Raw genomic sequence first — 12003 nt, 5'->3', positions numbered from 1 at the left:
GTGGTTGTTGATTTTTAAGTTAGCGAGACGATCGCCGCGCCGAAAGTCCAAGAGTGATGTGTGGACTCATCGCATGCGGTGGATACTACTGACGCGTCGATTTGCGCGGGGACCGATTCGGAGGCGACGGAGATGTCTTGGCGCTGTCATGGTCCGGCGTCCGCTCCTCAAGCAAGGCGAGCACATCAGCCGTCGTCTTTTTCTGATTGACCGCGTCCGCGCCCCGAGATTCCTGCTCGATGTCGCTCAGCATTTTTTCGTACTGCTGTTTCCAGAATTCATAGAGCCTGATGATGGTTTCGGGATCCTGGGTTTTCTTTTTTTGGAGGACATATCTCTTCTTATTGGACTCCTTTCGCCGCGCCTGGTATTCGGGATCATCTTTATGCCGCTCACGGTAACGTTGCGCCGCTTTGATTTTGCTCGCTCTGTATTCGGGATCGCTCTTTCTTTTCTGGTGGCGCTCCCTCCAGTATCCAAGCCGTCGTTCCCGGTATTCGGGATCGTTCGCCATGCGTTCACGGTAACGTTCGCGCGCGCGTTCTTTTCTGCGGTTTTCCCGTTCCTCGATTTGAGCCGCATCCAGTATTTCAGGCTGGGGACGCTGTTTGGCTGCCGCTTTCTCCTCGGCTGTCTTTTTCTTGACTGCTGCCTTTTTCTTTTCTGGTGGCGCTTTCTTCCTAGCTGCACTCTTCTCGGCTGTAGTCTTCTTCTCGGTTAAGGCAGGAGTGGAGGATGTTTTGCGGTGCCGCTCGTTGTAGCGGGCATGGTTGGCTCTTTGGCGTTCCCGATATTCGGGATCGTTCGCCATGCGCTCGTGGTATCGCTCGCGTTGGCGGCGGCGGATCTCGTCGCGGTGTTCGGCTTCATAGCGACGATAGGCTTCTCTCCGCTTGAGCCGTTGTTCCTCTCGTTGGCGGCGTTCGTCCCTTAGCTGTTCGGCAAGTTCGCTCTCGCTCGCAAATTCACGTCCGGTGCGCCCGGGCCGACGGTAGAAGGTGATGAAGTCGCTCCACTCGCCGAGGTCGATTTCGCTTTCGTTTTCGTCAGCCATGGTCACCACTCGTGTCCGCTGTCGCTCTCAGGAGTGGTCGAGGACGCGGCGGCATTTTCTCCGCCGTTTTCACCTATTTCGGGGTTGTTGGTTTTGTCGGCATCTGATTCCGTCTGGGGTTGACCGCTCGGCAGGATAAGCGCGCATGCGGTATCGCGCGCGATGCGCAGTTCCTGGTTGCTCATTCCAAGCGTGTCCGCCATCGTCCTGGTCGAGAATCCGAGGTCGGAAAGTTGCTTCGTCGCCGCGCGCAGCCGTTCAGCGGCGGTGCGAAGTTCTACGAGAGCGGCGGCCTCTTCCTTGATCGCGGTCTCCTTGCGCTTGAGCAATTCGCGGTCATGTTGCAGGACCTGCTCCGCGAGCTGCTTCACCATGCTTTTCCTCATCGCCATTGTTCTCCTCCTACGCAATGCGATTTTCCGTTTTCCCCGCCTCGATTTTGCGAAACGGGCTGATGATTGCCTCATCAGATTTCAACGTAATCGCGATCCGAAAAGTCGAGGAGGGGAAAATGCAGAAAACCGGAAAAACCCGCATGGTCTCGGGACATGGTTGCCTCCGACCCGAGGCATCGGGTTCGGAGGTAGCAAGCGACGCATTTGTACGTACAAATGCTGCCGGACCGTGCCGGTCCTCGCTTGCCGGGAGACCCGAACCCCATAGTCGGCGGAGCCTCCGAAGAGCGCCAACGGCGACTCGAACACAGCGAACGCAGAGCGGAACGAACCTCTGATGGGATGGGTCAGCGGCCGTCATCGGGGCGTGCGGAAGACCATCACGTTCAGCGATGAGGAGTGGGCTCAGCTACAGGAGACGTATGCCTTGGTCAAGGCTGATGCGCCGTATATGGACTTCGGCAGGTTCGCTCGTTCGTTGCTGTTGGATGGGCATGTCACCACGATCAAGGTCGCGACGGATCCGGCGAAAATCAATCGGGAGATCCGTCGTATCGGGCAGAACATCAATCAGATCGCGCATCAGGCGAACGTCTCGAAGAGCGTCACGCGGGAGCAGTTGCGCGCGGTCGAGGACGAGATGCGCACGCTCAACGACATGTTCTATCGGCTGGTCGAGCAGTATGCCGACGCGGTGTTGGAGGGGCAGTGATGGCCGTGGTGACGATGGGGAGGAAGGTCAAGACGCGATACACGTCGGCGACGCCGTTGGCCGACGCGATCAGCTATGTCATCGACCGGACGAAGACCGAGGACGGCGCGCTGGTCAGCTCCAGCTACAGCACCGAACGACATGACGGAGAGCGTCTCGCGCGTCCTATGGAAGCCGATTTGAGAGCCGCTCCGCAGGGCATCCGCCGGGACACCGTGTGGGCTATCCACCTTAAGCATTCGTTCGCGCCGGATGATCCGGTGACGGCGGAGCAAGTGCACGAGTTGGGTGTCAGGCTGGCCGAGGAGATCACCGGAGGTGATTTCAAATTCGTGGTCGCCACGCACACGAACCGGCCGCATCTACATAACCACCTCATCATCTGCGCCGCGCAGCAGATGGAGCCGCATCTGCATATGCGCCTGCCGAAAGACATCATCGACCAGTGGCGGCAGATCAGTGACAGGCTCTGTCTTGACGCGAATCTCAGCGTCATCGACCATCCCGAAACGGTCCAGGATAGGCGTGGCATGAGCTTCGCGGAGATCTACGAGCAGGCCAAAGGCAAGGGTGTCAAGGCCGCGATGCGCACCACCATAGATCTCGCCGCAGCCAACTCGCATAGCTTCGACGAGTTCCGTGGACTGCTCGAAGCGGCCGGGGTCAAGGTCGAGGCCCGTGGCGCACATCTGACCTACACGCTGCTGGAGTCGGGTTTCAAGGTGCGCGACAACCGGCTCGGCGAAGCATATTCCATGGGCAATGTCATGGCCCGTATGGCGAGGACCGCCGTGGTGCCAATCAGCTTCAACAGCTCACTGATTGAGCACAAAGATGGGGACCGGGTTACGGTGTGGCTGCCAGGAGCTAAACGGCAAAAGAAGATCACCATCCCGATGGATCGAATCGTGCGCGCCGGCAGTACCTGGCGCGCGTATCTGAGCGATGAGGCCACGCAGATCGTGACCGACCGTCGTGGCATATACGAGCAATCCTTGCCTGCCAGAGGCTTATACCAGTGGTTCGGACGCCCTACGGAGAGTCTTGGCAAGTCAGCCGAAACGAAGTTGGACGTCAGAGCCGGTGTCAGCGACGCCCAACGCCGCTACTACGTGGCACAGGGATATCGCATCGACCGGTTGCGTGAGGCGGCCAAGGCGTTGGACGCGGCCACACGATGGACCCGCGAAGCAGGCGGAGACGCCGACAAGGGCATCGAAATCCTGCGCGAAAGACTGCGCGACGAGCACGCGATGCTCCAGGCAAGCGTGATAGCCCTGGCCGACGCGATCGACAACGGCACGACCGAAGCGCAGGTCGAAGCCCGCGAGGAGATGACGTTGAGGGAGACGAGAGTCGCCCAATTGGAGGACGACCTTGGCTCCATCGAACGCCACGCCGCGCGCACGCGCGACATGGAATCAGAGGAACGGAAGCGGGAACGCGACCGGACCGTCAAACGCGGCCATCGCCTGTGACGGCCGATAAACAGAAAGGAACATCATCATGGCAATCGAGGAAATGGTTGAAAGCCAGGTCAAGGACATCGGCATCAGAATCATCGAATCCGGAGCGAGTCTCATCGTCCGGGTCGGCGCGGACAGCGCCAAAGGCTTTGCCGCAGCGGGCTGGAGGATCGTCACCGGAGGTGCCGGAATGATCACGGACGCCATCAGACACCAGATGGAGACGGGCAAGGTCAGCGAGGCGCGTCTGCAATCCATGGGCAAGGACGTGCACGACATCCTGCTGCCTGATGAAAGCCTCAAAGAGGTGACGAAATCACTACGCAAGGCCGGCATCACCTATTCGGTCGAAACTACCGGACAGGGATCCTACTATCTGCACTTTCAAGGCAAAGACCAAGATCATCTGCTGCACGCGGTCAACCGCGCTTTCGAACAAGTGGGGTTGACCCTCACCACGGAGATGACGACACCCGACCGAAGCATCACGGCCACGGCACCGTCCGAAACCACCGCACCGGAACGTGGGCTCCCCGAAAAACAGGTGGACAAGCAATCATCCGAACCAGAGCATCGGGCCGAAAGCCAACCGACCGGACGGCAGTCCGAGTCACGTCCAGATAAGTCCAAGCTGGGCAAGAAGACGCGGGCCGATGCGCTCAAGCTGCTGGACGAACGTGCGGCGGCCCATCTCGAAGCCGCGAAGCAACAACCCGCACGCACCCTCAAACCGGCCAAAAAGCATAACCGATAGGAGCCGTCATCATGGACATGGACAACACATCGATCGAGCGCGAAACACTGCTGCGCCGGACCGCGATCATACAGGACACAATCAACGGCATCACCAATCCCACGCCATGGCCCACACGTTGGTGGGCGATGTCCGGCGACCTGTTATGGACCGCCGGCATCGCCAACGCGAGCGGGGTCGACGCCATCGGCGTGGCCTACGAGCCCGGAGACATCGTCGTGCACCAACACACCATCCAAGGCGACTCGACACGATTGACGATGGGATTCGGCATCATGCAGCCAGGGGATACGGACCCATCCCGTCAGATTGCCAATGGCATCGCCCAATGGGCAAACGGGGCCAAACCAGACGTGAGAACAGTCGAGCAGCCGGGAGCCATCACGTTCCGCATCGACGGTAAGGCATTGCCGATGGGATGGGCCGAAGCACTTGCGCGCGCGGAGTCAAAGCCCGATGCCGGCCCCGACGCGGTTCGGCTCGCGCTGCTGCAAGCCGGACTGGAGCGAGGCATAGGTGAGCCGTCCTCCTGGTATCTTGAGGACAGTGGGGATGACCTGATTTCCATTGACTGGCATGTCAACGGCCAAGGCCTGGTCGACTCCTACGGGTTGCGCCATCTGCAATACAGTGACGACATGGGACCGCGATTGGAGACCATCGCCCACAGCGTGGCCCCAGCTCCCATCAGCCCGCCGCAAAGACTCGACGACAGCGAGTTGATGGCGCGCGGCCGGCAAATCTACAACCGTTACCAGACCAGCCGCAACCATAACGGAGGGCCGGACGCGTGGGACATCACGCATCATGTGGCGCGCGGAGGCATTATCAGGAGGGGAGAGCGGCCATTGCTCGACCGTCCGAACGACGGCAAGTTGGAGGATTGGGACACACTCATCGACCGCACGGCCTGTCAACTGCTCACCGATGGCCACGCGCGGACGCGCGAGCCGGGAGCCCGCGCCGCAACGTCTCCGACACCCAACGGACGGAAGGGATGGCCGAACGCATGGGTCGATAATGACGCCGCACGCCCGTACACTTTACATGCCCGAGACGGGCGCGAGTGGGACAAGATGATCATCCGCCTGCCCGCCGGCACAGTCATCGACGGACGCCGTTTGGACGGGTGGGCGTTCGACCTGTTCGCCTCCGACGCCATTAAACGGCAGAAGTCCGAAGGCAGGGACGTCAATGTCCGTTTGCGTCCGGGACGCGGCGTCGAACTGTTCCAAGGACGCGGCGAGAAGCGCCGCAGCGTCACCATCGACGATCCCGCGAAGCTGTGCGCCGCGATAGCCGAAGCGAGGAAAGCCGCCAAACGCAAGACGCCAGACATGCAGGCCAAACAGCCGCCCGCAGTCGACACGGCAACTCCGTTGAGCGAGGAGATGCGGAGTGAGGTCATACGGCTACGCGAGCAGAAAGACGATCACACAGCGGCGTTCGGACTCGCCAGATACGCGGTCGGCAATGCCTGGGAAAGCGTCGACCGGCTCCAGAACCAATTGATCGCGTATATGGACGCGGGCAAATACGATGCCGGACTCGCATTGAAAGCGACCAAGAGGGCCATCGATCGTGTGGCGGTCCAGCACGCACAACAGCATGACGTCCCGCAGGCGCGCAGCGTCGCCGATACCCGTTTCTCGGCCGAGGACCGGCGCGCGGCCGCGCTGCTGCTGCTCGACACCCTTGTCGGCGACCATAACGACCAAGACATCACCGACCGCCGGAACCCCATAAGGGAACGCGCGAAGGATGAGACGGAACGCAAGGAGACCGCGATCAAGGAAGAAGCCGCAGCCACGCAGGCCGAACCCGACGGAAAGACGGACAAAGGCGACCGCAGGTCCCTGCTGTCGATGCTGAGGGACAAAGCCGCAGAGGCATTGTCCGGCCAGAGGCACCGCAGCCAGGAGCACAAGCAAAAGCACAGTAGATAGGAGCTGCCGTGAACGAGCAGATTGTCTGGCTTGAGGGCACATTGGCCCAAAAACCAAGACGCATCGGAGACGAGACGATCCTTAAAATCAACGTCCGCTCCAGCGACGGAGTCCATCAGGTCACCGCCCTCGCCGTCGGCGACGCGCATCGCCGGAATCTCCAGGAGAGCCGTGCCGACACCGGCAGCGCGATCATACTCAAAGGACGATTGCCGGAAGCCGAAGACGGATGCGACCTCATCGTGGAAACGCTCGGTCTCACGCCCAGCCACGAGGGAGAGAACGAATCATGATCCCACGACTCAACATCGCGGTCGGCATCGGAAACGATCTGACTGATCTGACGGTCATGGCGACCCGGATGGGATGGACCATCACACATCACGCGGCTGACGACCTTGAGACGGCGCTGCTGGCCCACATGGCTTCGGCAGCCGATGCGGTGATCGCGCGGGACCAGAATCTCGCAATCTGCATGCCTCTGCCGTCATCCCCAACCGACGGTTCGGCCACCGGCTCGACCGGACCAGCCACAGACCGGCAAGAGCCCGGCCACAGTGGTCCGAAGGAACAGACAACGGACCGCCAAGAGAAGGATTCTCGAACCGCACCCACTGGCCTCAATGTCGGAACCAGGCGCGACGTTTTGGCCGAACTCGCCCGTCTGGAACGGCAGATCATGTCGTTCGGCAAACAGTCCGGCAGACAGCAGATAAGACAGCAGACCGGCACCAGAAAGGAGCAACAACCATGTTGAGGAAATCCTTGCCCATCATCCTGACCATGCTGCTCGGATTCTGGGCGGCCGACCTGATGGCCATGCAGATCCGCTCGGACATCGCCGCAGGCTCCGACGCATCCGCCATGATGGATCATCTCGCTATGGCGTTCCGCGCGCCGTTGCGCTTGAGTCTGGATCGCGTGGATCTGCTCTGGGGTTTGGGCGGCGCATGCGCGGTCGGCCTATACCACCTGTACCGGTGGAGCATGCGACGCACCTACCGCGATGGCGAGGAGTACGGTTCGGCCCGATGGGCGACAAGCGACGAGATGGCCCCGTACACTGACCGCAATCCATCGCAGAATCTGCAGATGACCGCGACCGAGGGCTTGAGCCTTGACACGGTCGGCACGAAACGCAATCTGAACGTGCTGATGCTCGGCAGTTCGGGCGCACGCAAGACCAGCGCCTACGTCATCCCAAACATCCTCAAGCGAACCATGCACTATGCGTGCACCGACCCCAAAGGAGAGCTGTGGGACTCCACCGCCGCGACGCTGCGCGACGCCGGCTATGACACCCGATGTCTGGACCTGATCGACCTAACGTGCGATACGATGTTCAATCCGCTCAAATATATCGACCCGATGAAGCCTGATGTGTCGATTATGCGGCTGGTGTCCAATCTGCTCGCCAACACCGACAGCAGCGAGGCCGAGAAACATTCCGGCGACGATTTTTGGGTGAAGTCCGAACGTGCGCTGCTCACGTCTCTTATCGCGATGGTCTACTACACCAAGGTCGATGAAAAGGCCGGTGAATGCAACCTGAACTCGGTCGTGGATCTCGCCGCCAAACTGCGCGCCAGCGAGGAGGACGAGAACATGATCAGCGAGGTCGACGCCAAGATGCTGGGCGCGGAGGAGGTGTGGAAGATCTTCGCGGCCGACGAGGACGCTTGGGACGAGCAGGCGGCCAGGACCGTCAGAGGATTGAGGTTCGCCGCCGACCAATACAGGCCTTTCACCCAGGGGGCCGGAGAGACGAAGAAGAGCATCATCATCTCGCTCGGCGTGCGTCTCGCCCCTCTCCAGGTGCACGAGGTGCGCGAAATCGTCAAGGACGACAACATCGGCATCGACCTCATCGGGGCGGATAAGTCCAAGCGCATGGCCATCTATCTGAAAATCCCCGACGAGGACACGACCTTCAATTTTTTGGCCGCGATTTTTTATCAGTGTTTGTTCGATAGTGTGTTCCGCCGGACCAGGAATATGCCGGACAAACGTTTGCCCGTCCCGCTGCATTGCTTTTTGGACGAATTCGCGAACGTCGGCCGAATCCCGCATTTCGAGCGTCTTATCAGCACCATGCGGTCACGCAATGTCGGAGCGAGCATCATCCTCCAGACGCTCGGACAGCTCAAAAGCATGTATCCGAAGGATTGGGAGACCATCACCGGCAACTGCGACTCGACTCTCTTCTACGGCGGCGGGGAGGAATCGACGACGGAATGGGTATCGAAACGGCTCGGCAAGCAGACCATCGACACCAGGGAGACCAGCGAAAGCCGGGGCGTGAACGGCAGTTGGTCCATCAGCCACCGACGCACCGGCCGTGAGCTGATGCTGGCGGACGAGCTCAGCAAGATGGATGACGACCTATGCATCTTCATGTTGCGCGGCCTGCATCCATTCCAGAGCCGCAAACTGGGATTCGACCAGCACCCCACCAAGCCCAGGTCTCGACTCAGGCATTCGAAAGACTGGCGGCCGATCGAGACAAGGCTGCCCTCCGACTGACGATAGAGGCCCGGCAATGCCGGGCCTCTGCTCTATCGTGTATGACGCTGTCTCCTGGCGTCTTCTCCCGCATCAGGCTGACGCTGTTGAGCGGTTTTCTTGGCCAGCAGGTCGAGCACGGCCGACCGGTCTCCCTTCGCGGGAGGCTGTTGGATTTCGTCGGACACCGTCAGACTGGGGTTCTCCTTCAACGCGAGATCCAACGCGGGCTTGATGATGCACTCACGTCTGACGTCGAGGGTCGCCCGGTAGAAGTCGCGGTGGAGATCATCGATGCCAGGCACGGCATCCACCACCCGATCGGTCGACTCCTTGCCCAAGCGCGGCCACAGTTCCGGCAAAGCACTACGAAACTCCCGCGCATAGTCGGAGAGCATGAAGTATGAGTATTTGCGTCGTTTGCCATGCACGTTCATCGCGATGGCCGGGGATTCGAGGTTGGCGTCGCGCATGAGCCGGGGATCGGCCAGACGTGCCATCATCTCATCATGGGACAGGTGTGGGGCCAGGGACGAGCCGCAATCATACACGGGTGCCGTGTCGATGATGTTCGCTTGGCCGTCGGCAATGAAACCCCAGTTGTTGGAGTGCCGGTCGTAGTTGCCGATCAGCGCGTCCACGCAGACGATCCGCTTGAATCGCTCCCACGCCCGCTCGCGGATTGCGGCGAGGTCGGGACTGTCATCGAGCACATGCCTGACGAAATCCCAGTCGGGGCGTGCCTTCGACCTGCCGCTCTCCCCCGGCATACTGATTTCCAACTGCTTGAAATGCACCAGACGCCAGGACGGGTCCATATCCTCCATGAAGTCGCGGCACGCGATGACGGACTGTCCCTTATACATGCCAAGCGACACCTCCTGGGTGGGGATGTCGGCCACGGCGAAGACGTTGGAACCGATGAACTCGTTGACGGGCACGTTGACGTAGCTGGTCCGCTCGGACTCTCGCTTGTCCGAATCAAGCACGTAGCCGAACTTCAACATATACCGGTGGCCATTCCAGTGCATGGTGCGCTTCTCGGCGGCACCGTCGTAGACGCTGACCTTCAGGTCGGCATCGGAGAAATCATGCAGCGTCGTATCAATCACGCGCCCACTCCTCACGCAGGTAATAGTTGCGCACCAAGGTCTCCTGGTCAAGGTTGTCCATCTCGCGCGTGGCCCCATCCAAATCATCCAGATAACGGCCAATCCAACGCTCGCCGCGCTCCATGGCTGCGATCAGGTCATCGATAGCCTCGGCCGTGATTTCAGGGATTTCAAACGGCCAGTCGGTCGGCTTTCGAATGATGGAAACGTCCATCGCAGCTCCTTTCCGCCAGTTCCGCATGTGATTCTCCTCATTATGTCACTTTCGCGGCCGTCGCGTCGTGAGATGCGCGGAACGCGCATCAGTTGATGTAATCGGGGAAGGGGTCTGGCTCCGATGGGGCCGGCACCTCCCAACCATCGTTTCCTCCGCCGGTGCCGGAGGTGCCTCCGTTGGAGCCGCTGCTGCCGCCAGTCCCAGAGCCGCCGGAGTATGAGGGCGTGTAAGACTGCTGCTGGTAGTACTGCTGCACCTGCGACTGGACTTGCGCTTCGGCCTCGGCTTGAGCCTGAGCAGCGGCAGCCTCGGCCTCTTCACGGGCCTTACGGTCGGCCTCCTCCTTCGCCTTCACGCTGCTATTCACGCTCTTGACCGCGCTAGCGATCGCGTCCGCATCCCGTTCCTCAATCGCTTTGGCCAACGCCTCGCGCGTGGCATTGTCGGAGACCTTGCCATCCGAGGCCGCCAGCAGTGCCTCGGCGTCGGCGATGGTCTTGTCCAGCACGCTTTCTTCGACCGCGTCCGCCGCCGCTTGGAGACTCTTCATATGATCCTCGTACCACTTGGCCGCCTCGCCCAAGCTCGCAGTGGTCTCGTCAAGACCCTGTTCGGTCTCCGCGTCGCACGCGGAGATTTCCGGCATATCCTGCGATATGGCGTCATTGAGCTCGGTCATCGTCGACACGTCTTTAAGCGTGGTTTCGTCGGTGTTGGCGACGGTCTTAGCGGCGGCGAGGGCATCGTAATAGGCCTCGGCGGCGGTTTGCGTCCCTTCGTTGGCTTCCGCGCATGTAGCGCGGGCACGGGTTAGACCGGCTTCGGTGCGACTCCTATCCCAGTGTCGCCACGCGACGCACCCACTGAACGCCGCCGCCGCGACGAAGAGCGCGATGAGGCCAATGGCAATGATCGGTCTCCATGAGAGGCCGGTCTTGACCGTGGCCGTGAAATCGGTCAGGTCGCCCGGTTCATCGAATTCATCGAAGACGTCTCCTACCGTCTCCGTGCGTGCCGGCACGGCAGTGTTTTCGCCGGTCGGGTCTTGCGGGAGCGGTGGCACCGGCGTGGGAGTGCCGATGATTCTGTCGATAAGCGCCCGGACGCCTTGCGGACGTGCGTCTTCCGGGCGTGGTGCGCCGCCGGCGGTGTCGAATCCTTCGGCCGCCGCCGTCAGCCCCCACATGCGGAGGGCTTCGTAGGAGTGCGGATGGTTGATAATGTCGTCGATCCATGGACGCCAGTCGGGGTCATTAGACATGGTCCATAGCTGCCATGAGGTCAAACGGGGACTGAGAAAAGGCTTATTGCTCATCGTGTGAATCTCCCGTAGAGGGGTTGCCGGACGTCTCCCCCGGCTGCATGATGACGTTGGCCAGCCATCCGTCATCCGTGCGCGTCAGTCCGACGGTCCAGGGCAGGTCACCGCCGGCGTACACGCTGCATACCGCAGTGTCTTCGCCGCCGGACAAGAGACCGGCCCTCCAATCGGACCGGGGAAGATCCGGCATCGTCTCAGGTTCGCCAAGGTCGAGGATTGCCGAGTGGACGAATGTCTCGGCGAGCAGCGCGTCTCCATCCTCCGATTGGTCGGTCCATGCTTGGAGGGCTGCGGGAGCGACCTGCATGCACGCCTCGGCAGCGGTCATGGCCCTCCCGTCGTCACCATCAATGTCGCCGCCCGCATCGGGGTGGACTATGGACGATTCGATTTCTGCAGAACTGGTCACGTCATTGTATGACTTGCCGGATAGGACAGCCGATGCGAGCAGCAGCAGGATTGCGAGGATGGATGCGCAGACAAGTAGAATGATGCGGATTTTGGATTGCTTGTGCATTGGCCGT

The 12003-nt window shown here is 60.8% G+C and carries 13 protein-coding genes; 7 read left to right on the top strand and 6 right to left on the bottom strand.

Annotation, left to right across the window (positions count from 1 at the left end):
* Window positions 1-85: 85 nt before the first annotated feature.
* Both BE0216_RS07260 and BE0216_RS07255 read right to left on the bottom strand, forming a co-directional pair.
* Window positions 86-1054 (bottom strand): hypothetical protein, encoded by a 969-nt coding sequence (locus tag BE0216_RS07260; RefSeq protein ID WP_072727086.1) that lies wholly within the window; start codon window positions 1052-1054, stop codon window positions 86-88.
* A 2-nt stretch (window positions 1055-1056) separates the two neighbouring features.
* Entirely contained in the window at window positions 1057-1428 is a 372-nt protein-coding gene (locus tag BE0216_RS07255; RefSeq protein WP_143148022.1) for a hypothetical protein, read from the bottom strand.
* Window positions 1429-1786: 358 nt separating this feature from the next.
* Here BE0216_RS07255 and mobC point away from each other — a divergent pair, with 358 nt between their 5' ends.
* From mobC to BE0216_RS07220, 7 genes are read left to right on the top strand one after another with little or no spacing between them, the layout of a single operon-like run.
* Complete coding sequence (gene mobC / locus BE0216_RS07250; RefSeq protein ID WP_072727088.1) at window positions 1787-2161, top strand: plasmid mobilization relaxosome protein MobC; 375 nt, start codon at window positions 1787-1789, stop codon at window positions 2159-2161.
* Window positions 2161-3639 (top strand): relaxase/mobilization nuclease domain-containing protein, encoded by a 1479-nt coding sequence (locus BE0216_RS07245; protein WP_072727089.1) that lies wholly within the window; start codon window positions 2161-2163, stop codon window positions 3637-3639. Before mobC ends, BE0216_RS07245 begins: the two co-directional genes overlap by 1 nt.
* 28 nt (window positions 3640-3667) lie before the next feature.
* A complete protein-coding gene (locus BE0216_RS07240) occupies window positions 3668-4381 on the top strand; it encodes a PcfB family protein (RefSeq protein ID WP_072727090.1) in 714 nt (237 codons plus the stop codon).
* Between the two features lie 11 nt (window positions 4382-4392).
* On the top strand, window positions 4393-6327 hold the full coding sequence (locus tag BE0216_RS07235; protein ID WP_072727091.1) for a hypothetical protein: 1935 nt from the start codon (window positions 4393-4395) through the stop codon (window positions 6325-6327).
* An 8-nt stretch (window positions 6328-6335) separates the two neighbouring features.
* Complete coding sequence (locus BE0216_RS07230; RefSeq protein ID WP_072727092.1) at window positions 6336-6620, top strand: hypothetical protein; 285 nt, start codon at window positions 6336-6338, stop codon at window positions 6618-6620.
* Window positions 6617-7084, top strand: a complete 468-nt coding sequence (locus BE0216_RS07225) for a hypothetical protein (RefSeq protein WP_072727093.1) — start codon at window positions 6617-6619, stop codon at window positions 7082-7084. Before BE0216_RS07230 ends, BE0216_RS07225 begins: the two co-directional genes overlap by 4 nt.
* Window positions 7078-8850 carry a VirD4-like conjugal transfer protein, CD1115 family gene (locus tag BE0216_RS07220; protein ID WP_072727094.1) on the top strand — a complete coding sequence of 591 codons (1773 nt, stop codon included), beginning with the start codon at window positions 7078-7080 and terminating at the stop codon, window positions 8848-8850. The genes BE0216_RS07225 and BE0216_RS07220 overlap by 7 nt, the downstream gene beginning before the upstream one ends.
* Before the next feature lie 32 nt (window positions 8851-8882).
* On the opposite strand, the gene BE0216_RS07215 is transcribed toward BE0216_RS07220, so the two are convergent.
* The 4 genes from BE0216_RS07215 to BE0216_RS07200 form a co-directional block, all read right to left on the bottom strand.
* Window positions 8883-9941, bottom strand: coding sequence for a HipA domain-containing protein (locus BE0216_RS07215; protein ID WP_072727095.1), 1059 nt, complete (start codon window positions 9939-9941; stop codon window positions 8883-8885).
* Window positions 9934-10155 carry a hypothetical protein gene (locus BE0216_RS07210; RefSeq protein WP_072727096.1) on the bottom strand — a complete coding sequence of 74 codons (222 nt, stop codon included), beginning with the start codon at window positions 10153-10155 and terminating at the stop codon, window positions 9934-9936. Before BE0216_RS07210 ends, BE0216_RS07215 begins: the two co-directional genes overlap by 8 nt.
* Before the next feature lie 88 nt (window positions 10156-10243).
* Window positions 10244-11419, bottom strand: a complete 1176-nt coding sequence (locus BE0216_RS07205) for a hypothetical protein (protein ID WP_072727097.1) — start codon at window positions 11417-11419, stop codon at window positions 10244-10246.
* A 43-nt stretch (window positions 11420-11462) separates the two neighbouring features.
* The gene (locus BE0216_RS07200) at window positions 11463-11996 is read right to left on the bottom strand and encodes a hypothetical protein (RefSeq protein WP_072727098.1); all 534 of its coding nucleotides are present in this window, start codon (window positions 11994-11996) and stop codon (window positions 11463-11465) included.
* Window positions 11997-12003 lie beyond the last annotated feature (7 nt).

Origin of the sequence: Bifidobacterium eulemuris (assembly GCF_014898155.1) — a bacterium.
GTDB classification, from domain to species: Bacteria; Actinomycetota; Actinomycetes; order Actinomycetales; family Bifidobacteriaceae; genus Bifidobacterium; species Bifidobacterium eulemuris.
Note: the sequence above shows the minus strand (reverse complement) of the source record. Positions and strands in the feature narration are given on the sequence as shown.